The following is a 22,031-nucleotide window of genomic DNA, read 5'->3' as shown; positions in this document are numbered from 1 at the left end:
AAACAAGTGTGCCATATTTGTAAAAAACTATAAAAATGGATTTGCTTCCTGATTTTTCTAACTTATTTCAAAGCTTTGTCTCTATTGCCTTTTGGAGCTTTACAGGCTTACAATTATTTTGGGTATTTTTCTTTTACAGCAGAATTGCTTTTCACACGGAAAAACCAATCATTGAAGAAACTCTTCCACCAGTGAGTGTGATTATATGCGCACGAAACGAAGAAGATAATCTATTTGAATTGCTTCCAAACATTTTGGAACAAAATTACCCAGCATTTGAAGTCATCGTAGTGAACCATCAATCCATTGATAATACATTTGGTATTTTAAAAGCATTTGAAAAGCAATATTCTCATCTTAAAATTATCAATATCGAGAAAAACAATCATCTATCAAAAGGAAAAAAACTACCACTTTCTATTGGAATTAAAGGCGCCAAATATGAGCACTTAATAATGACTGATGCAGATTGTAAACCTAGTTCTTCAAATTGGTTAAGAACAATGGCAGGGAGATTTACAGAAAAAAAAGAAATTGTATTAGGTTATGGTCCTCACACCACCGTTCCAGGATTACTTAATCGTTTTATAAGGGTTGACACTACCTTTATCGCATTAAACTATTTGTCTTATGCTAAGTCAGGAGTTCCTTATATGGGAGTAGGAAGAAACTTAGCATACACACGAAAAGTGTTTTTGGATAATAAAGGATTTAAAAGTCATTATTCTATTTCCTCTGGAGACGATGATTTATTTATTCAAGAAGTGGCCAAAAATAAAAACTATGCAATTTCGCTTAACAATGATGGTTTCTGTTATTCTGATGGACAAAATACATGGAAAAAACTTATTGAACAAAAATCAAGACACTACACTACTTCTGAGCGCTATCCACTTTTCAAAAAGCTATTGTTAGGAATATATCCATTGTCACTGCTCTTGCTAATCATATCTTTAGTTACTTTGATAAATATTGGAGCAATGACATGGATTTCGATAGGTATCTTGGTCTTATTAATGATTTCAAAATGGTTAATTCTTGGATTATCCTTTAATAAATTAGCACAAAAATCATTTATCTGGAGTGTACTTCTTTGGGATCTTATTTATGTTATAATTACTCCGATTATTTTTTATACCTCTGAAAAATCAACAGGGTCAAAATGGAAGTAGGAAAGAATTTATCAGATAAAGGAAAGAAGGATTTAATTATCGTGGACCGTGCTAAAGGTGGTGATCAAGCTGCGTTTGCTGAACTGATGAATCGCTACAGAGAACCTGTTTATTTTATGCTCCTCAAAATGATTAAAAACACAGATGATGCTGAAGATCTAACCATTGAAGCATTTGGAAAAGCTTTTAATCGCATCAATCAATACACTCCAAATTACGCATTTAGTACATGGTTATTTAAAATTGCATCCAATAACTGTATTGATTTTATTCGAAAAAAGAGGGTTTCGCTTACCTCAATGGACCACGCATACACCAACGAAAATGGTGAGGCTGTAGGAATGCAAGTCGATGGTGGCTTATTGGATCCTGAAGAAACATTTATGAAGCAGGAGAAGGTGAAAACAATGCGAAAAATTGTGGACAAGCTCAAACCGCGCTATAAAGAGCTTATTATTAAACGTTATTTTGAAGAACTCACCTATGATGAAATAGCGGATGAACTTGATTTGCCGCTAGGAACGGTAAAAGCTCAATTATTTAGAGCGAGAGAATTTTTGGCCAATATAATGGAGAAAACAAAAGATACAATTTAGTTTAGAAAGCAACGCACTAATTTGTTGACACGCTCATTCCTCTTCTATTTTATCCCATTTCTTATTAAAAATACGGTAATCAATACAATGGATTATGCTATTTTTGCAACATGGAAATGATTAAAAAATACTTCCCGAATTTAACCGAGGATCAAGTTTCAAAATTTGAAAAATTGGCTCCACTTTATGAAGAGTGGAATCAGCAAATCAACGTAATCAGTAGAAAAGACATGGACCAGTTCTATGAACGTCATGTACTACATTCACTTGCGATTGCAAAAGTGATTCGTTTTAATCCTGGAACAAAGATCTTAGATGTTGGAACAGGAGGAGGTTTTCCAGGAATTCCATTGGCGATTTTGTTTCCAGAATGTGAATTTCACTTAGTAGATTCAATTGGGAAAAAGATTAAAGTTGTTGAGGCTGTTGTAGAAGCTTTAGGACTTACAAATGTTCGTGCTAGCCATAAAAGAGCTGAACAGTTGAAAGATAAATATGATTTTATTGTGAGTAGAGCTGTAACAAAAATGCCAACCTTTATTACATGGGTTAGAAACAAGCTACAGAAAAAACACAAAAACGCACTTCCTAACGGAATTTTATATTTAAAAGGTGGAGATTTAACAGAGGAAATGAGCACTTTAAAGACCTTCCATGAGTATTATGAAATTCCTACTTATTATGAAGAGGAGTTTTTTGAAACGAAAAAAATAGTTTACGTTCAATTATATTAATTATATAAAGAACTAAGAAATTTGTAAACCAAAGTATTGAACAAAAAAAATGAGGATGTCTTAAAAAACAGCCTCATTTTAATTTATAGAAATAAACAATTACAAATTATCTGGAATTGTCATTTGCTGTAATTTCTTTCTTTTTGGTTTCAACTTATCGACGAACACAACTTTTAACTTTTCTCTATCAGCATTAACAATCATTTCTGAAATACCGTTATTAATTGAAGGCGGTTCACTTTTTAAATTATGGAATTTTTTACCGTAAAGCTCTTCTGTATTATCATCATAGTAATAGAAAATTGTACTGATGTAACCATTTTCTACACGCACCTTACCACGCACACAAAACACCTCATCTCCTTCGAAAAAAGAGATCATAACATTTCTATATATATTATCTGAAATCGTATAAGATCCTCGTTCCTTAAATGCTTCTTCATATCTTTCAAAGCAATTCAAATCTTTTGATTCTTCATCTTGAGCAAAAGTTGAATTTGCACTAAATAGAAAAATAGAAGTGATTGCGAGTAATAACGTTTTTTTCATTTTGTATAGTTTAACAAAGTTTATTTTCACGGATTTCAAATATAATAAAATGCATCAATACCATGAATGTTTATATTTTATTTTTTCTAAATTTGAGCATTAATTCAAGAACATGAAACAAATAGCAGACCAATTTAGCGAGGCATTAGAAATTCTTCAACAATTCAGTACTGAAGACAACTTTAAAAAGATAGCTAACGCAGGAAACATTCTCGTTGAAAGTTTAAAAAATGAAGGAAAAATAATTAGCTGTGGAAACGGAGGTTCTATGTGTGATGCCATGCATTTCGCAGAAGAATTAACAGGAAGATACAGAAATGATAGGCCTTCCATTGGTGCTATCTCAATTTCAGACCCATCTCACATTTCTTGTGTTGCTAACGACTATGGTTTTGACTATATATTTTCACGATTCGTTGAAGGAGTTGGTCGTAAAGAAGATGTTTTACTTGCAATTTCAACCAGTGGAAACTCTTCAAATGTTGTTAATGCAATTCATGCTGCTAAAGATAAAGGAATGAAGGTTATTGGACTAACAGGAAAAGATGGTGGTAAAATGGCTGAGTTGTGTGATGTAGAAATCCGTGCTCCACGTTCAAACTATGCTGATAGAGCACAAGAAATTCATATTAAAGTAATTCATAATCTTATAGATTATATTGAGACGAACTTGTAGATTGTCGGCTAATGCTACCTAAAAATTCATTTGGTGGCAACTGTTTTTAATTTAATGACACATCTGTTTCAAGGCCTATCATTGTTAGGCCTTTTGTATAATTACTCGCCTCGTATGATTTTCATTTCGTAAGCTCATAAACAACGCAATACAAGTTCAATATAGATTTTAGGAACGAAAAAATATTTCTATAAAGATTACGGCAAACTCATTTTTTTCACTAACTTAATTTAGAGTAACGTTAAAAACCTAAATCAATATGTTAGTAAAATCATTTGGCAGCGCCGTATTCGGCATTGAAGCCACCACAATCACAATTGAAGTAAATATAGATAAAGGAATCAGTTTTATTCTGGTTGGTTTACCCGATAGCGCGGTAAAAGAAAGTCAACAAAGAATAAAAGCAGCACTTTCCAATAATGGATATAAATATCCAATGAAAGAAATTACTGTAAACATGGCTCCTGCCGACATTAGAAAAGAAGGTTCGACCTTTGATTTGCCCATTGGAATTGCAATCATGGCAGCAAGCGAACAAGTGAATACAGATGCACTGGCCGACTACATTCTACTTGGAGAACTATCACTTGATGGAAGTCTAAAACCTTTAAAAGGAATTCTTCCCATCGCCCTAAAAGCCAAAGAAGAAGGATTCAAAGGAATTATCTTACCAGAAGAAAATGTTCGAGAAGCAGCAATAGTTGATGGACTAGAAGTATATGGTGCCAAATCAATTAATGAAGTCGTTAGTTTTCTGAATAATGGAACAGGTTTAACAGCAACAAAAATTGATATTCGACAAGAGTTTTACAATAAACTAAACGATTTTGCTGTTGATTTTAGAGATGTTAAAGGACAGCAAAACATAAAACGTGCATTTGAAATTGCAGCTTCAGGAGGTCATAATGTGGTTTTAATTGGTCCACCAGGAGCAGGAAAATCAATGCTCGCAAAGCGATTACCAACCATACTTCCTCCAATGAGTATCAATGAATCATTAGAAACTACAAAAATTCATTCTGTCGCTGGAAAAGTAAACGCTGGAGCTGGCTTAATTACAGAAAGACCATTTAGAAAACCTCATCACACCATATCCGATGTTGCACTGGTTGGTGGAGGAAGTTATCCACAACCTGGAGAAATTTCATTAGCTCATAATGGGGTATTGTTTCTGGATGAACTTCCTGAATATAAAAGGTCCGTTTTAGAGGTGATGAGACAACCAATAGAAGATAGATTTGTAACTATTTCTAGAGCCAAGTTCACAGTCGAATATCCCGCCGGATTTATGTTGGTTGCAGCCATGAACCCTTGTCCTTGTGGTTATTTCAACCACCCTGATAAAGATTGTGTTTGCGCTCCAGGTATCGTACAAAACTACCTCAATAAAATTAGTGGTCCACTACTCGACAGAATTGATTTACACGTTGAGGTTACCCCCGTTAGTTTTGATGAATTAGCTTATCATCAGCCAGAGGAAGGAAGTGAAAACATTCGGGATAGGGTTGTTGAAGCAAGATTAATTCAAGAAGATCGATTCAAAAACTCCCAAGAAACACATTGTAATGCACAAATGTCAAGTAAAGAATTACGAAAATATTGTCCTATTGACGAAGCGTGTAATACTATTTTGAAACAAGCAATGGATCGACTTGGGCTTTCTGCTCGAGCCTATGATCGAATTTTAAAAGTTGCGCGTACAATTGCTGACTTAAACAAAGATAAGAGTATTAATACCACTCATATTTCTGAAGCAATACAATTTAGAAGCTTGGACCGTGAAGATTGGGCGAAATAGAGAATTACGTTTATTTCAAATACGAGTTACAGGTTGGAGTATTTCCTACAACACTCACTTTTTGCCCAACAATTCATAATTTAATTTGAACGCTTTCGAAAGTAAGTTGTACAGAAGGGAAATCTAAAACGAAAAATTATGAAAAAGTTATTTTTATCTTGCCTAGCATCGGTATTACTTATCGGAAGTGCACATGCACAATATAATTCTATTGCAAAACAAAATGTGATTACCGAAGAGGTTCAAGTAGAAAGGGTTAATCAAGCCACACAAGAAGTAGAAATTATTACAGAAGTTAGAGAAGTTCAGGCTGACAGTTATGGAAATGCAGAAGGAAATCAATACGACCTTGCAGTAGATGGTGCTTTTGAAGGTCAAACGATTGCTGTACTACACTTGTATACAGGAGAAGGATTTGATTTTAGCTATCCTACTGCATCTCTAAAAGAAAAAGGATTTTCAGTGTACCGCTGGATTAACAACCCTCCATCTGCTGAAGAATTAGAAAAAGCACTTGATAAATCTTGTCAGCTTTGGATTGTTTCTTCGAACCGACGTAAACTAAATGAAGATCACGCTAAGGTGATTAAGAAATATTTTGATAGCGGTAAAGGTGTTTATATATGGGGAGACAATCAACCTTACTATGCTGACGCCAATTACATTGCTGATTATTTAATTGGAAATAGTATGACAGGAAATGTAATGGGAGATCAAACTGTTGGATTATTAGAAAATGAGAAAAAATCTGGAATTATGCCAAATCATTTGATTACAACTGGTTTACAAAATATATATGAAGGAATTACAATTGCCACAATAGCTGAACATAAGGATTTAACACCAATTATTTATGGATCAAGTGGAAATCTTGTAACAGCAGCTTATGAGAAAGATGGAAAACGTTTACTTGTTGATGGAGGATTTACAAGATTATTTCTAAAATGGGACACAGCAGGTACTGGAAGATATGTAAAAAATGCCGCAGCATGGTTGGTTAATTACGAACGATTCGGTGACGAAGTAATCGCTAAAAAATAGATTGATTAATCTTTATATATCGTAAAACAATAAAACACTCAAGGTTTATGAAATTAACATAAACTTTGAGTGTTTTTTTCATTACAGACTGATTATAAATAATTTGACATAATTTTAAAATACAATTATTTTTTTTTTAAATTTGAGTTGCACTGTTTAGAAAACCGCAACTTACTGATGAAACCATTTAATCTTCTATTCGCTATATGTATACTATTCGGCTTAGGTAATTCGGCTATTTCACAAATTATGATTAGTCAATATATTGAAACTAATTCTGGTAGTATACCTAAAGGAATTGAAATATATAATCATTCTTCAAATTCCATTGATCTATCAAGTCAAAACATAAGCATTTCTCAAGGAACAAATGGAGATCCATGTTCAACAAAAGTGACAATTAACTCTGGTGTTATTGGCCCAAATCAGGTTTGGGTTGTTGGGTCTACAGACCTTGTCAATTTTGCTATCAATGGAAACGATATTGCTGGAGTTACTGATTATGGCTTTATCTTTAATGGAGACGATGCATTAGAATTATATTTAGACGGTGTGTTGATGGATGTCATCGGAGAATGTAGTAATGATCCTGGTTCAAGTTGGGATGGAAGTGGAGTGAGCACAGCAAATCAAAACATTGCTATAAAACCGGGTATATGTACTGGAACCACTACGTATTGGACTGATCCTAGTATTCGCTTTGAATTTATTAGTAATGGAAGTACAATGACAGGGTTTGGAGAGGCTCCAGCATGTAATTCAAACACCATTTCAACCACATTTTCCCTAAATTACATTGCTGTTAATTGTAGTACAGAATACAACAGTTCAGTTTCTTTTTCAACAACAGGAAGTTTTAACTCTGGTAATGAATTCAATGCCTACATTTCAGACATGAATGGATCCTTCCTTAATAGTGATCAAATTGGAAGTATTTCATTATCTGGAACAAACATCTCTGGAAATATTCCAATAACGATACCATCAAATTACAATGCTGGTTCTAATTATAGAATAAGAGTGGAAAGTAATTCTCCTACTATTTACGGAAGTAATAATGGACACGACATAGAAATTGACAATACCTATCCTTGTTTACCAGTAATTCCAGATTTTGGTGGAATTGTTATTAATGAATTTTCTAATGGTCCAGAAGGAGCACAAGAATATTTCGAACTGGTTGTCCTAGGAGAATGTGGATCCACAACTGATATTCGTGAGTATATCATAGATGATAATAATGGTGAATATGGGAATGAGGGAATTTCTGATGGACATTTAAAACTAACCAATGACATACAATGGAGTGGCATCGCTGTAGGTTCTATAATTGTGATTTACAATAGCTCTTCTGGAGCAAGAAATCCATTAATTCCAGCAGATGATCCAACAGATTCAAATTCTGATTCGGTTTACATAATCCCTTACAACAATACAACATTCTTAGAACCGCTTCACGAGTTCCCTAACGCTTCGGACTCTACCTATAGTCCTAATACCGCTCCCGCTCCAACGCTTACCAGTTGGCCTGCCACTATTGGGTTAAATAATGATAATGATGCAGTACAAACAAGAAAACCAAATGGTGATTATTTCTTTGGGTTATCTTATGGAGAGCTAAATAATGGAGGAATTGATGGTACAAAACTAAGTGATGACAATATGCAATTTATGAATGGATATTTTAACAATGGCGATTTTAGAAATATTAATAACTGGAATATAGGAAACGCTTCCGCTGAAGAAACACCTGGTTCTAGTAACAGTGTTGAAAATGAAAAATGGATCAAAATGCTTCGATCGACAACGGGAAACTGTGGCTTAATTGCATTACAAAATAAATCAACATCTTTTACTGCAGAAAGAAATAAAAAACAAGTTCTTCTCAAATGGATTTCAAGCATGGAGATCGATACTGATTTTTATACAATTTATCATTCAAACGATGGTATCAATTTTAAAGAAGTCACCAAAGTCAAGGCCTTAGGTAAAAACAATAATTCGACGGAGTATTCTATAAAACATGCTATACATAACAATGGGATACAATATTATAAGTTAACGTCTGAAAATTTTGAAGGAATAAAAAAACACAATCAAATTATTTCAATAAATATTAAGTTTAATAGAATATACTATGACCGACAAACAAGAATTATTCATTTTCCAGAGAAAGGAAATTACCGTATTTATTCCATCACAGGCCGAACAATAAAAAATGTAGACAACCAATCTTCAACCACTTTTGATGGTCATGGTATCTTCTTTATTCATAATTTAGAAACTAGAGAAACTCAACGTTTGTATATTCAGTAAACTTCTCTATTTTACAATTAATTTCTGAGGTTTTAAATTCGATTGAGGAAAAGTAATGGTATAAACTCCTGCTGAGTATAGTGAACAATCAAGATTAATTTCATTTTTCCCTTGCTTCAACATTGTCTCATTTAACGCAATAATCCTACCCGTAGCATCAGTCAATTCATACAAGCTATATTTTGATTTGCTTTTCCAATCTACCTGAATAATTACAACACCATCTGTAGGGTTTGGATAAATATTTATACTATTTGAATTAAAATTACATTCACTACTTATTGGAGAAAACACCTCATATTCTCCATCAAAATCATATTGTATAAGTTGATAATAATTAATTCCACCAACTCCTGATCTATCTAAAACATTATAATGGTTAAATTGATCGCTATTTCCAGCTGCTGCGATGGTTTCAACTTTATTCCAATTGATAAAATCAGTACTTTTTTCGACAATGAAATGAGAAGAATTTGATTCACTTGCTGTTGTCCATTGAATTTCGGTAATTTCATTCATTTCATTACAGATTACATTGAAACTACTTAAAGTTATCGGCAATGGGTTGACTACTCCCCCACCAAATCCAAAATTCGACCAACCTGTTACTCCCGAACGTGCAACTATAGGATTTGAAACTGAACCAGTAGGAGAAACATGATTCCCAGGACAAAACCAATCCGGACTATTTGTTACTACACGTTTCAATAAGGTTAACTGATTTAAATTATTTACAGTTGTAAACCCTTCTCCATTTAAGGTTATCGTATATTGTCCATCATCTAACTTTCCTGATTCATTTTCCATCTTCCAAAAGCCTTGATCTTCAGCAGTGGTTATATCAAAGCCTGCTCCGCCAGAATTAGTGGATGAAATTGGAAGTCCGTCATATGTCATTGGTGAATTAATAAACTCTACTGTCAAGTATCCTCCATTTGAAGGTGCATTCGTAAACTCTATTTTTGCATTTCTATTTTTTAATCCAGAATCATTACTTCCAATTGGGAATAAACTAGATGCATTTCCAGCATTTGTTCCGTCAAACCAACGACGCATTTTCCCCACAACATATCCAGTTGTATAGGTTAAAGTTCCTTTTTGAGTAGTAGAAAGGCCAAGTTCTATTAAGTTCCCATTCAAATAAATATTACTATTGTTCATTACAAGTTCGTTTTGAACATGGAAATCTTTATGAATCATCATACTACCTCCTGATTTATTCACATCTACTTTATAAAGATTCAACACTCCAGAACCTGAAACACTTTGATCTGCACTACCAGAAAATTTTAAAACTCGTTCAGTTGAACCATTTAATATATTAAGCTCTCCATTCACGGTTAAATTCCCTTTCAATTCTACTCCAGTACCAAATGTGGATGCACTACTATTTTTATTTATAAGCTTAGAACCTGCCTCTATGAATAGATCTCCATGAATGAGCATGGGCTGTGAATTAAAATTCACTATTGCCACTTCACAACCAGCATTACCGCTTACGCCAATATCAAAATTTCCTTTAACTGTGGTATACCCGCCAGTACTGCCATCGAATAAGTTCCCCACCGTATTCCAAGAATATGTAGATCCTGTTGTATTCTCGAAAATCAAATTTGGATAAAAGAAATTCACTGCTCCAACACTTGGGTTTCCATCTCCATTGTATCGATAAATCCAAGTTGCTCCTGCTGGTATTGAAGACATCCCTCCCTCATATTGGTCTCGATAAAATGCAATAGCACCCGCATTACTTTTAATAAATGTTCCTGAGGAATTAATTTCCCAAGTAGTTCCTGATGTTAAACTTAATGAATGAGAACTATTTGTTCGGTCAAACAATGTTCCTTTAACAATTAAATCTGCGTTTGCAGTATTTCCTTCAATAGTTAAATGACTACTTGCTGACAACTCTAGTGTTCCGCCTGCCTCAATTGTCACTTTGTTAATTGTGATCTCATCAGCACCTGTTAAATCATAAACAATCGTTGTACCATCTTGAATAATTACCTCATCGGAGTTAAAATCTCGTGGATAAGTACAAGCTGCAGTGTATGTTGTGTAATTAGTAGACATTTCCCAATTGGTGTAATCAGACCAATTTCCATTGGCAGAAACCACAGAACGATAAATAGGTTTTGAATCAACATCGAATTGCGCGGAGTTTGAAGCTAAATCACAGGTTCCATTTGATACTTCACAATAAAATTGAAAATCAATTAATGAAGAAACATCACCTGAAATAGTCAAATTTGCAGAAGTTTCTCCTGAAATGGTTCCAACGTTAATATTAGAGGCATTCACTTCAGACCAGCCTGCCATATTCGACGGATCATTGTACATCCATTTATAACTCACTCCTGAAGTAGAAGAAACAACCGACATTGAAACAGAACAACTGGTAACATCTGTTGGACCTGAAGTCAAGCTTATTGCAGGAGTTATTGTTAAATTATATGTGCCTAGATCACTACAACTTTCTGAGTTATTCGCTGTCCAATCAGAAGCAATATACGTATCTGAAGGAGCCACAACACTAGTTCCAACATTTCTTAGCAAAGAATAACCTATATCGTCTGGTGCATGAACTACATCTACAAGTGTACCATTTTTAAATAGGGTAATCATATCCTCTTCATTTATACCCGCCCCTGACTCACTAAAATCATAGCTCCCACTACAAGAACTACTAGTTCCGATGTTTAGTGTATAAGTGCTATTCGCTGCCACAGTTCCTGTAAGGGTTATCGTTCTTGAATAAGAAGGTGATGAAGAAATATCTCCTGCTCGTTTAACCTCATAAACTCCATTTAAAGTAATTGCATTTGGGGTTGGGTTAAATAACTCCACCAGCCATTCATTATTACTATCAGAATCATATACCTCTGAGATAAACAAATCTGTATATCCTGGATAATTTCCACAAGTACCGTCATATTCTATAAATGTAAAACTACTTGAGCCTTGAGCATCACAACTTGAAGCATCCGATACAAAAACATCTACAGTAGGACTTAATCCTGAAGGTACTTCAGCAACAATGGTATTGTCATCAATGATTGTAAAACTCAACGCACTTGCACTACCAAATTTCACAGCACTTGCTCCTGTAAAACCAGAACCTGAAATTGTAACCAAGCTTTCCGCTGGCCCAGATGTTGGCATAAAAGAAGTAATTGAAGCTGTAGAAGTACAGGATGGCGTTGTTGGTCCACAATATACTTCTACATCATCTAAATAGAAGCTTCCCCCCGACCTAGGTGTCTGAATAATTCGCAAATAATAATCTCCATTTAAATTTAAAGAAATGTTTTTGAAAGAATTACTTGTCGTTATATCTCCAGTATTTGAACCATTAGCACTTAATGAAGCTGAAGTCGTCCATGGTCCAGAGACTGAAGTTGAATATTGAATCAATATTGTATAATTTGCACTACTAGTTGCACTACAATTAAAGCTAATGGATTGTGGGTTAGTCATCGTAGAAGCTGTAATGATATCATCATTATTATCGTTAAAACCTATTCCATTTCCAGAATATCCAGCATTATTATTATTGTAAGTACCGCTTCCTTCTGTCCAGTTTCCATATCCACTATTAAAATCATCTTCCAAACACGGCCCAGTATAAACTGACCAAACAGCATATAATGTAACATCGCTATTTCCCATTGTATATGCAGCACCATCTGTAAAGTCTACTGTACCACTAGAAGTAGTTGACCAACCATCAAACACATATCCTGACCTTGTAAAAGTATTTGCGTCTAAATTCTCCGTCGCTCCTGAGGTAATTGTTTGATTAGCCATTGTTCCCGTTCCACCATTGGCATCAAAAATCACATCATAAGGAGTGGGCGTTACTTCTCCCTCAAGATCAACTTCAACATCAGTTGCACCACCTCCATAAATCCAAACGATATCGGAATAACTCCCTACTCCTAAACCACTTTCCAATCGAACGTATATTGTTTGTGAAAGTGAAGTACTAGCTCCTAAATTCAAAGATCCTGAAAAATTTGAATTATTGGTCGATATTTCAAAACCTGTTCCTGCCAATAATTCTACATCTGTCGTTCCATCTAAATTACTCCCTGTTAAATCAAAACTTTGCACAGTTGATGGTCCATTTCCTACGACATAGTTAAGGCCTGTGAGCGATGCTGGGGAAGTTGTGAGGGTTGGGGATGCCACCAAACAATATATTTCCACATTTCCTATATGAACCCTCTTACCCGAAACAGTGCTAAACTCAATTACAGGATTTGCAGAAACACCAGTAAATGAGAGTGTCCTCGTTTCAAAAGCATTATAATTTAGATTAGAAATAAATTGAGAAGTCCCATCAACTGTAACTGTAACTTGTAATTCATTACTATCCCAACCTTTGGCTCTAAACTCAACTGAAATATCTCCTGAGGTAACTCCTGTTGCAGTTGTAGAAATTGAACCAGGATTACTTCCCGAAGCTAATCTAACCGTTGATGTTGGAGAACCTCCAGAATCGGGATCACCACTTCCTGTATAACCTGAAGAACCAGTAAAATCAGGCGTATTCATAGCAAAACAAGGTCCAGTATAAACTGACCAAAGAGCATATAATGTAACATCATTATTTCCCATTGTATATGCAGCACCATCCATATAATCAACTGTACCACTAGATGTAGTTGACCAACCATCAAAAACATATCCTGACCTTGTAAAAGTATTTGCGTCTAAATTCTCTGTCGCTCCTGAGATAATAGTTTGATTAGCCATTGTTCCCGCCCCTCCATTTGCATCAAAAATCACATCATAAGGAGTGGGCGTTACTTCTCCCTCAAGATCAACTTCAGGCTCATTGGCAGCTGCTACCCCTCCACCAGAAATTAATACTTGATCTATATAACTATCTACCATCAAGCCTGCTTTTAATCTCACATAAATTGTTGTTGCATTTCCATTGTATGCAGGTAGGTTAAGATAATGACCAAAACCGCTATTGTTGGATAGTGAAATTTCACAGTCATCTATGATAGTAATTAATTCTACATCTGTTCCATCTAAATTACTTCCCGTTAGTTCAAATGATTGTACAGTTGAGGGTCCTGAACCAAAAGTATAATCAAGTCCCGAAAGTGAAGTTGGGCTCACATCAAGGGTTGGAGATGCAGGAACTACATTTACTGTGTAATCTTCTACTTCTCCGTAGTTATATGACTCACAAGAGGTTATTGATCCAGAATTATGCATAGAAATCCTCATTCGCGTTGAACCTATGCCAGCGGTTAGTGGGATATTGATATCTGTATTTGTTAAGAAATTACCGGCATACAATTGATTAACAACTTTTTCTCCGGCATCAGTAAAATCTCCATTTTGATTCCAGTCGATCCAAACACTTATCTCTTCATTGTTATATGGAGCGCCGTTTTCAACTGTTAAAGTGTAAATTTGTCCAACTGTAACATTCGTCGAAATTGAAGTATTATTTTCATATCCATTTGAGCCTGCGCCAAAATCTATTGTACCAAATTCTACATTTGAAATGTGTTGACTCCAATTATTCGAAGCGCTTGAAGTACAATAAACCAACGGCGGTGCAGTTAACCAAACTTCTCCTTCAAGATCAACTTCAACATCAGTCGCTCCACCACCATAAATCCAAACGATATCGGAATAACTCCCTACCCCTAAACCACTTTCCAATCGAACGTATATTGTTTGTGAAAGTGAAGTACTAGCTCCTAAATTCAAAGATCCTGAAAAAGTTGAATTATTGGTCGATATTTCAAAACCTGTACCTGCCAATAATTCCACATCTGTCGTTCCATCTAAATTAGCTCCTGTCAAATCAAAAGATTGAACCGCCGAAGGGCCATTTCCAACTACGTAGTTTAAATCTGTAAGTGAAGTTGGAGTGGTTATTAACGTTGGACCAGCGGAAGTACCTATTACTTCAACATTATCAAAACCTGCATAATCAGAACCACCGTCTTGTTGTACTTTCAAAACCAAATAAGCATCTGAAACTCCATTTGTTACATTATGAGTTTCAGTAATCCAGCTGCCAGTATTTTTATTGAGACTCGTTGAATTAACAACCCTTACTCCATCTTCCCATATTTCATAACCCACCTCATCAGTTCCGTCGAAACCAATTGTATAATAATCAAATGATATTTCAACATTTGTATATGCACTTACATTCAAAGATGGAAATGTAATTGTTTCGAATCCACTTCCACCACAATTTCCATTTAGATCTTGAATTCCCCAAAATTGTGAACCATCACTAGGACTAATACTGCTTAAATTAGTTGAGTAATCCCATCTATCCGACCCATTGGTACAAGGAGACACAGAAAAGGTAATTGGAGTCCAAGTATCACCTGAAGTTTCAAAACTATTTTTAGCAATCGTCGTTTGCCCCCACGCATTTGACCAACCAAAAACAACGGTCAATAACACCAATAATACATTAGCAAATTTGCTCTTTTTTACATTAAAAAACATTTCAAAATTGATTTGTCTAAATACTGAATAGTAGTTAGTTAAAAGTCGTGTTAACTACAGGAAATTACTACTCAGTTTTGAACAAATTTAAAATGAATAAAGGAGGCTTATTAAGGTAAAATGAATCATAATAAAAATTTAATACCTATCAACATATAGACAAAACAGCCCAAAATTCACTAAAACCTTTATTCTTAAATATACTGCATCGAGAAATCGATTCAATACACTGAATAAACCAAAAAAAATTACGATTAACACTTCACATTACCTTAACAGAAATATTAACCATACTTCACAACAGCACAAATTCTTTGAACAATCAGAAAAGAAATAAACCTATGTCATTTTTAAATCGAGAAAATAATTAACTTCGCTCCAAGTGGAGATGGCAGGAAATTGGATAAATCAAAAGAGAATAGATCGAGAAAGGTGGGATCAGCTTGTTTCTGAAACTCCACATTCAAGTGTTTATGTTTGCTCTTTCTACCTTGACGCAACAGCTATTGATTGGGAAGCTTACATCGCTGAAGATTACTCATTTGCAATTCCAGTCGGTGTAGTACGCAAAGGAGGAGTCACAAGAGTTTATCCTCCACTTTTCCAACGATATATCGAACCCATAGGAAATATTTCAAAAATTGATTGGCATAAATTTGAGCAATCACTTCACCAACGGTATAAAAAAGGTGATTTACAATCAAAGTTGGCAATTCTGCCTAATACAACCTTTAAAACAAGAGTTTTTCAAAGTATTGATCAGGACAGTTTTAAATTAAAAACACAAGCCAAAAGAATGATTAAGCGTTTTAGTCAAAACAATTATGAAATTCGCGAAGACAATATTAATACTACCGAACTTTCACAACTAATTGCAAAGGAACTCTCTAAGAAATTACCACTTTACGCCACTAAAGAGGTTAAATACTTATTTGATATTGTTGAAAAAGCCGAAAAAATAGGATATTTATATAAAGTTGGTGTTTTCGAAGGCAATAAACTCAAAGGAGGTTTAATTGGATTAAAATTTAATGGCTCTCTCCTATATTTAAAAGGAACAGCATATGAAGACCTTCAGTCCAATGGTGCTATGTACGCTTTAATGAATCATTTTATTGAATTTGGATTTAGTCAAAACTGTACAATTGATTTTGGCGGATCACGCGTCAAAGGAATTCAATTTTTCAATCAAAGATTTAACGGACAAGACATAGAATATTATAACTATTCTTGGGACCACTCTCCGTTTTGGTTTAGAATTTTATTTTCTATTTACAGAAAATTCAAATCTAAAAAATAATTTCATTTTTCGATTTTGAAAAGCTAACACATCAAATTTGCTATTGCTTTAAAATAAAAGCGACTTTAATTCATTATCTTACATTGGTAAGAATTTAGAATATACTATATTTGACGATTAGAATTGCAGTATATGAGTGTTAGAAACAGACAGATTTTTAGAATAATATTTGGTTCCGTGATTATCGGAGGTTCCATTTACATTTCTATTCGATATTTGTTTAAATCACCACCTTTCATCAAGATTTTGGTGTTGATCGCATTAATTGCAATAATTTATTTAACAATCGATTATATCGTTAGAAAAGGAAAAAAAGACAGGTATGGAAACTAAACACATGGTGAGGTATGTAGCAATCGGAGTGGTTGCATTAATTGCATTTGTAATATTTTTTAATTCGTGGGTAGATGTAAAACCAGGAGAACAAGGATTTGTATTTAAACCATTCAACTCTCCAAGTATTACTGAAGAAGAAGTTTATGTAGAAGGTACATATTTCATTCTTCCATGGAATAAAATGATTAATTACGAAGTGGTTAACAAATCAAAGCAATATGTTCAAAAAGTAATGGATATCAATGGTACAGATGTAACTGTTGAAATATCTGTTAACTACAACATTATCCCTTCAAAGGTTGCGAATTTACACATGAAACATCGTGAAAATTATACGATTTTCATTGATGACAAATCTAAAGGTGCGATTAAAGATGTTATTGGACGTTATACTTACGAGCAAGTATATGCATCAAAAAGAGAAGCTTTAGAAGGCGAAATCGAAGCTATTTTAGAAAAGGATTTTGATGGAAACTTCCTAAATCTAAATTATGTTGAGATTGCTGACGTTAATCTACCAACCAACATTGCAGATCAAATTGAAGAAAAGGAAACTCAAAAGCAGAGAAACCTTACCGCTAAAGAGAAGCAAAAAGAACAAGAATATTTAGCGAATGCTCGAATTGAAAAAGCACGTGGAGATTCATCTTTAATTATTTCTGCAAAATTTAAAGCAGAAGCAATTAGATTGGAGGCCGAACAAATTGCGAAAAACCCACAATACATTGAGTTGAAAAAGTGGGAAAAATGGGACGGTGGTGGATCACCTTATGGTTCAAACAACGTATTTGGTGATAAATCATTAAGCATTTTGAAATCCAACTAATTAAAGAATTAATTTAGTTAAAGCCTCGAATAAAATTCGGGGCTTTTCTTTTTTAAACTATTTAAGGTAATATATGTTACAGATAATCGAAGGTATTTTCAACAACTTTGCTTTTCATAAACCCTTTTGAATTATGATTGATTACATAGATTTATTCACCAAAACGTATAAGAATTATGCATCTTATTTTTTGAATACGCTAAAGAATCCATTTCCTGAAAATGGTGTGAATTTTTTCTATTTTGTAATTTTTATCTCCCTATTGGTATGGATTTTAGAATTAATTAATCCATGGCGAAAATACCAGAAAGCTTTCCGAAAAGATTTCTTCTTGGATACTTTTTATATGTTCTTCAATTTTTTTCTTTTCAACCTTTTACTTTACACAGCTTTATCTTCGGTTACTGTTCAATTCCTAAATGATGCCCTAAAACCTTTAGGCTATGAAGGAGGAAATTTAATCGATTTATCAAAATTACACTGGGCATGGCAGCTGTTTTTGTTCTTCATTATTGCTGATTTTATTCAATGGTGTGTTCATGTTATGTTACATCGTGTTCCTTTTTTGTGGAATATCCATAAAGTTCACCACTCAGTTAAAGAAATGGGATTTGCAGCTCACATGAGGTATCATTTCGGAGAAACATTAGTTTACAATTCTGTTAAATACATTTCTCTCTCTATGCTCTTTGGTTTTGAGTTACATCTCGCATTTATTGTGTACACATCTGCAGTTGCAATTGGCCATTTAAATCACGCAAATATTGGATGGGATTACGGTCCTTTGAAATACATTTTCAATAATCCAAAAATGCATATTTGGCATCATGCAAAAGAATTACCTAAATCTCATCCTTACGGAATGAATTATGGAATTTCATTAAGTATTTGGGATTATTTATTTAAAACCAATTACATTCCCTATGATGGAAGAGACATAGAGTTGGGATTTGAGGATGATGAACATTATGCAAAAGGATTTTTCCAACAATTAATAGCTCCTTTTAGAAAAACCAAAAAACCTAAACATTAGAGGTAATATTTCAGTTCACTAATAAAAATAATTGTAATAAAAATAAGCAACCCTAATCATAAAATGAGCGTTAAGATAAAAACTAAACAATTAACTATATGAAATTTAATTTCTCAACAATCAGCACAAACACAATAAAACTAACAGTTTTATCTACTTTTCTAATGATTTGCTCATTTGGATTTAGTCAAAATGAACCAACAAAATACACTGAGTGTAAAATGTCAGTGGAAGATATTCTTCGACAACAATCGTTTCATATCGACGAGCCAATTTCAGAAACATCCGGTTATGTACTAAAAGATTTATATTCACATATGAATAAGATTTACATTGCCGACGAAAATGGTACAAGTACAGATGAGCTTTATGCCAATTTTAAGGAGACACTTCTTAAGGCAGAGAAGCTTCAACTGAACTTAACAATGTTTGAAGAAGACTTTGAAAATATCAATAAAATAACACAGTAATTATGAAGGCACTTTATAAACTAATATTAACCTTCTTTCTACTTGGTGTAGCAAATTACGCTTCCTCCCAGTGTGGACCAACCCATGTAGATCCGAACCCACAAATACTTGGGTTTTGTGAAGGAACAACTGACACTATTCATTTTGTTTCCCCAGGAAACTGTACAGGGAACTACGAATATCAAGTAAAAAATGCTGCTAACGCAATTGTTCAAGCTTGGTCTACTGCAACAATGTATATTTCTACACCAGTTGCAACAGAAACTTATACTGTAGAAGCTAGATGTTCAACTTGTCCTACAACTGTTGTTACAGACACTTTTATGATAGAAGTGATTGAAGATCCTATAATCACTGCAAATACTTTTGTATGTTACGGAACACAAGCTAACTTTAGTGCAACAGGAGACACCTCAACAAATCTTGCTTGGTGGGACAGTGAAGTTGGAGGTAACCAACTTTCTACCGACTCAGCATATACATCACCACCAATGACACAAGATGATACACTTTATATGCAAGTCACGGGTACAGTAACTTCAGGCGGATCTCAAGGTTCTATACTAATTACAGAGGCTGGGTTACATGGATTTCCAGGTGATCAAACTGCAGACTATATTGAGATCTCAAACCTTTACAGTAATCCTGTAAATACCACTGGTTGGTTTGTTGCAATTAGTGCTTCATATTCAAGTATTAACTCGGTTAACTCAATTACTTGGAACTTACCTAATAGTTTTTCACCATGCTCGATTCTATCTAAATCAGATGTATCAGGATCTTCTATAACCTCTTATTGGGGGAACAATATTCAGTGGAATCCAAATCAACCAGGATGGGTTGCTGTAGTAAATGACGTAGGTGATATTGTTGATTTCATTTCATGGGGATGGACGCAAGCACAACTAGCAGGGTTTAGTCCAACAGTTAATGGTTATACCCTTTCATTAGGTACAGAATGGACTGGAAACAGCTGTAGCTCGGTATGTTCTACAGTAGGTGGAGTAGCATATAGTTTATCAAGAAACGGTAGTAACGACACAAATACATCTGCTGACTTTGTTTGCCAAGCAACATCTTTAAATGTAGTTAATCCAGGACTAAACTGTGGATGGATTTCTTCAAACATTTCATGTCCACATGAAGTAATTGTAACTATTGATTCATTGCCAAGTGCAACTACTCCAGACACAACTTTTGTTCAGTGTTATGCTGATATTCCAGCACCAGATCCATCAATTATCACTAATGTAACTGATGATTATACAGCTTCACCAACTGTAACTTTCTTTGACGAAACAACAGACGGAAATACTTGTCCAGAAACAATAACAAGAACTTATCATGTTTCTGACTCTTGTAATTATGTAGAAATTGAACACATCATTGTGGTCCACGATACAACTACTCCAACAATGGACCCCGCACCTGCAGACTTGTTTGTTGATTGTCCATCACAAATACCGCCAATAGCAAGTTTAAATTGGTCTGACAATTGCTTAGGAAGCGGAACCCTTTTAGGGACAGAAACTTCGAGTGGAACAACATGTCCTGAAGTATTAACAAGAACATGGACGGTTACAGATTCTTGTGGTAATTCTGTAACAAGAACTCAAGTGATCACTGTGAATGACACACTTGCTCCGGTAATTGATCCAGCACCGGCTGATTTAACACTACAATGTCCATCAGAGATTCCACCAATGGTTTCCCTAAACTATACTGACAATTGTCTTGGTTCAGGTGTCTTACAAGGTGTAGAAACAACTGACGGTCTTACATGTCCAGAAACAATTACAAGAACATGGACTATAACTGACGACTGTGGTAACACATCAACAGAGGTACAAGTTATCGTGGTTAACGATGATACACCTCCAACAGCAAGTAACCTCCCAAGTGTACAATTAGCTGTTTTACCTGCACCAGACTCTACACTAGTTTCTGATGCTGCGGATAACTGTGGAACACCAATCGTCGAATGGGTTAGTGATGTTTCTGATGGAGGATTCTGTCCTGAGAACGTAGTTCGTACATACAGTGTGACTGACGATTGTGGTAACGTTACTTTCGTAACACGTAAATTCACAATTGGTGATATGCCGCCAGAGGCTGATTTCTCATCAGACCCAACTTTATTGGACAACTTTAGCTCAGGTGAAGTTGACTTCAGTAACTACACAACTGGGGCGGTTTCTTACGAATGGGATTTTGGAGACGGTTCTCCAATCGTGAATACTGTTCATCCAACACACCAGTTTGATATTAGTGAATCAACAACTTATAAAGTTTGGTTGACTGCTTCTTCTCAATATGGTTGTTTAGATAGCGCGAACATTCTGATTAATGTATTCCAAGAGTTGGTTTACTTTGTTCCAAATGCGTTTACTCCTGACAATGATGAGTTGAATCAAACATTCAAACCTGTATTTGTTGCTGGATTTGACGTAAATGATTACAAATTCCAAGTGTACAATAGATGGGGTGAAATCCTATTTGAATCGAACGACCATAATACTGGTTGGGATGGAACATACGGTAATCAATTGGTACCGGTTGGAACTGGAATTCCTACTAATTTTGTGACAAATTTTATCAAGCCACTTTATTAATTTTCCCTCTTAACTTAATTTCCATTTCTAGAGGGGAAACATACCCTAGAGATGAATGTAATCTTTCTGTATTGTAC

15 protein-coding genes are annotated in these 22,031 nt (G+C 34.6%); 13 read left to right on the top strand and 2 right to left on the bottom strand.

What is annotated here, in order from left to right; genetic code table 11:
* Window positions 1-35 precede the first annotated feature (35 nt).
* The 3 genes from DXU93_RS05900 (at window position 36) to rsmG (ending at window position 2,502) form a co-directional block, all read left to right on the top strand.
* Window positions 36-1,172: a glycosyltransferase gene (locus DXU93_RS05900; protein WP_116880353.1), complete on the top strand. Its 1,137-nt coding sequence runs from the start codon at window positions 36-38 to the stop codon at window positions 1,170-1,172.
* A complete protein-coding gene (locus DXU93_RS05895; RefSeq protein WP_116880352.1) occupies window positions 1,163-1,768 on the top strand; it encodes an RNA polymerase sigma factor in 606 nt (201 codons plus the stop codon). Before DXU93_RS05900 ends, DXU93_RS05895 begins: the two co-directional genes overlap by 10 nt.
* A 110-nt stretch (window positions 1,769-1,878) precedes the next feature.
* The gene (rsmG, locus tag DXU93_RS05890) at window positions 1,879-2,502 is read left to right on the top strand and encodes a 16S rRNA (guanine(527)-N(7))-methyltransferase RsmG (protein ID WP_116880351.1); all 624 of its coding nucleotides are present in this window, start codon (window positions 1,879-1,881) and stop codon (window positions 2,500-2,502) included.
* A gap of 99 nt (window positions 2,503-2,601) precedes the next feature.
* On the opposite strand, the gene DXU93_RS05885 is transcribed toward rsmG, so the two are convergent.
* The gene (locus DXU93_RS05885) at window positions 2,602-3,051 is read right to left on the bottom strand and encodes a hypothetical protein (RefSeq protein WP_116880350.1); all 450 of its coding nucleotides are present in this window, start codon (window positions 3,049-3,051) and stop codon (window positions 2,602-2,604) included.
* A 112-nt stretch (window positions 3,052-3,163) separates the two neighbouring features.
* On the opposite strand from DXU93_RS05885, the gene lpcA reads away from it, so the two are divergent.
* From lpcA to DXU93_RS05865, 4 genes are all read left to right on the top strand, one after another.
* A complete protein-coding gene (lpcA, locus tag DXU93_RS05880; protein WP_116880349.1) occupies window positions 3,164-3,727 on the top strand; it encodes a D-sedoheptulose 7-phosphate isomerase in 564 nt (187 codons plus the stop codon).
* 259 nt (window positions 3,728-3,986) lie between these two features.
* Entirely contained in the window at window positions 3,987-5,525 is a 1,539-nt protein-coding gene (locus DXU93_RS05875) for a YifB family Mg chelatase-like AAA ATPase (RefSeq protein ID WP_116880348.1), read from the top strand.
* 138 nt (window positions 5,526-5,663) lie between these two features.
* Window positions 5,664-6,566 carry a hypothetical protein gene (locus tag DXU93_RS05870; RefSeq protein ID WP_116880347.1) on the top strand — a complete coding sequence of 301 codons (903 nt, stop codon included), beginning with the start codon at window positions 5,664-5,666 and terminating at the stop codon, window positions 6,564-6,566.
* A gap of 177 nt (window positions 6,567-6,743) precedes the next feature.
* Window positions 6,744-8,882 carry a lamin tail domain-containing protein gene (locus DXU93_RS05865; RefSeq protein ID WP_116880346.1) on the top strand — a complete coding sequence of 713 codons (2,139 nt, stop codon included), beginning with the start codon at window positions 6,744-6,746 and terminating at the stop codon, window positions 8,880-8,882.
* A 6-nt stretch (window positions 8,883-8,888) separates the two neighbouring features.
* Here the strand turns inward: DXU93_RS05865 and DXU93_RS05860 are convergent, their stop codons facing one another.
* A complete protein-coding gene (locus DXU93_RS05860) occupies window positions 8,889-15,377 on the bottom strand; it encodes an InlB B-repeat-containing protein (protein WP_116880345.1) in 6,489 nt (2,162 codons plus the stop codon).
* Between the two features lie 388 nt (window positions 15,378-15,765).
* Between DXU93_RS05860 and DXU93_RS05855 the strand changes: the two genes are divergently transcribed.
* The 6 genes from DXU93_RS05855 (at window position 15,766) to DXU93_RS05830 (ending at window position 21,954) form a co-directional block, all read left to right on the top strand.
* On the top strand, window positions 15,766-16,677 hold the full coding sequence (locus DXU93_RS05855) for a hypothetical protein (RefSeq protein WP_116880344.1): 912 nt from the start codon (window positions 15,766-15,768) through the stop codon (window positions 16,675-16,677).
* A 132-nt stretch (window positions 16,678-16,809) separates the two neighbouring features.
* On the top strand, window positions 16,810-17,010 hold the full coding sequence (locus DXU93_RS05850) for a hypothetical protein (RefSeq protein WP_116880343.1): 201 nt from the start codon (window positions 16,810-16,812) through the stop codon (window positions 17,008-17,010).
* Window positions 17,000-17,839 carry a prohibitin family protein gene (locus DXU93_RS05845; protein WP_116880342.1) on the top strand — a complete coding sequence of 280 codons (840 nt, stop codon included), beginning with the start codon at window positions 17,000-17,002 and terminating at the stop codon, window positions 17,837-17,839. The genes DXU93_RS05850 and DXU93_RS05845 overlap by 11 nt, the downstream gene beginning before the upstream one ends.
* A gap of 133 nt (window positions 17,840-17,972) precedes the next feature.
* Window positions 17,973-18,872 carry a sterol desaturase family protein gene (locus tag DXU93_RS05840; RefSeq protein WP_116880341.1) on the top strand — a complete coding sequence of 300 codons (900 nt, stop codon included), beginning with the start codon at window positions 17,973-17,975 and terminating at the stop codon, window positions 18,870-18,872.
* 98 nt (window positions 18,873-18,970) lie between these two features.
* The gene (locus DXU93_RS05835) at window positions 18,971-19,342 is read left to right on the top strand and encodes a hypothetical protein (RefSeq protein ID WP_123776056.1); all 372 of its coding nucleotides are present in this window, start codon (window positions 18,971-18,973) and stop codon (window positions 19,340-19,342) included.
* A gap of 2 nt (window positions 19,343-19,344) precedes the next feature.
* Window positions 19,345-21,954: an HYR-like domain-containing protein gene (locus tag DXU93_RS05830; RefSeq protein ID WP_116880339.1), complete on the top strand. Its 2,610-nt coding sequence runs from the start codon at window positions 19,345-19,347 to the stop codon at window positions 21,952-21,954.
* Window positions 21,955-22,031: the final 77 nt, after the last annotated feature.

The sequence above is a fragment of the Brumimicrobium aurantiacum genome (genome assembly GCF_003402975.1).
Classification (GTDB): domain Bacteria; phylum Bacteroidota; class Bacteroidia; order Flavobacteriales_D; family Crocinitomicaceae; genus Brumimicrobium; species Brumimicrobium aurantiacum.
Note: the sequence above shows the minus strand (reverse complement) of the source record. Positions and strands in the feature narration are given on the sequence as shown.

What these genes read in the sequence shown, in the direction of transcription:
- DXU93_RS05850 (WP_116880343.1), top strand. Translation starts at nt 16,810, where the DNA reads ATGAGTGTTAGAAACAGACAGATTTTTAGAATAATATTTGGTTCCGTG.
- lpcA (WP_116880349.1), top strand. Translation starts at nt 3,164, where the DNA reads ATGAAACAAATAGCAGACCAATTTAGCGAGGCATTAGAAATTCTTCAA.
- DXU93_RS05875 (WP_116880348.1), top strand. Translation starts at nt 3,987, where the DNA reads ATGTTAGTAAAATCATTTGGCAGCGCCGTATTCGGCATTGAAGCCACC.
- DXU93_RS05830 (WP_116880339.1), top strand. Translation starts at nt 19,345, where the DNA reads ATGAAGGCACTTTATAAACTAATATTAACCTTCTTTCTACTTGGTGTA.
- DXU93_RS05870 (WP_116880347.1), top strand. Translation starts at nt 5,664, where the DNA reads ATGAAAAAGTTATTTTTATCTTGCCTAGCATCGGTATTACTTATCGGA.
- DXU93_RS05865 (WP_116880346.1), top strand. Translation starts at nt 6,744, where the DNA reads ATGAAACCATTTAATCTTCTATTCGCTATATGTATACTATTCGGCTTA.
- rsmG (WP_116880351.1), top strand. Translation starts at nt 1,879, where the DNA reads ATGGAAATGATTAAAAAATACTTCCCGAATTTAACCGAGGATCAAGTT.
- DXU93_RS05900 (WP_116880353.1), top strand. Translation starts at nt 36, where the DNA reads ATGGATTTGCTTCCTGATTTTTCTAACTTATTTCAAAGCTTTGTCTCT.
- DXU93_RS05860 (WP_116880345.1), bottom strand. Translation starts at nt 15,377, where the DNA reads ATGTTTTTTAATGTAAAAAAGAGCAAATTTGCTAATGTATTATTGGTG.
- DXU93_RS05855 (WP_116880344.1), top strand. Translation starts at nt 15,766, where the DNA reads ATGGCAGGAAATTGGATAAATCAAAAGAGAATAGATCGAGAAAGGTGG.
- DXU93_RS05895 (WP_116880352.1), top strand. Translation starts at nt 1,163, where the DNA reads ATGGAAGTAGGAAAGAATTTATCAGATAAAGGAAAGAAGGATTTAATT.
- DXU93_RS05835 (WP_123776056.1), top strand. Translation starts at nt 18,971, where the DNA reads ATGAAATTTAATTTCTCAACAATCAGCACAAACACAATAAAACTAACA.
- DXU93_RS05840 (WP_116880341.1), top strand. Translation starts at nt 17,973, where the DNA reads ATGATTGATTACATAGATTTATTCACCAAAACGTATAAGAATTATGCA.
- DXU93_RS05845 (WP_116880342.1), top strand. Translation starts at nt 17,000, where the DNA reads ATGGAAACTAAACACATGGTGAGGTATGTAGCAATCGGAGTGGTTGCA.
- DXU93_RS05885 (WP_116880350.1), bottom strand. Translation starts at nt 3,051, where the DNA reads ATGAAAAAAACGTTATTACTCGCAATCACTTCTATTTTTCTATTTAGT.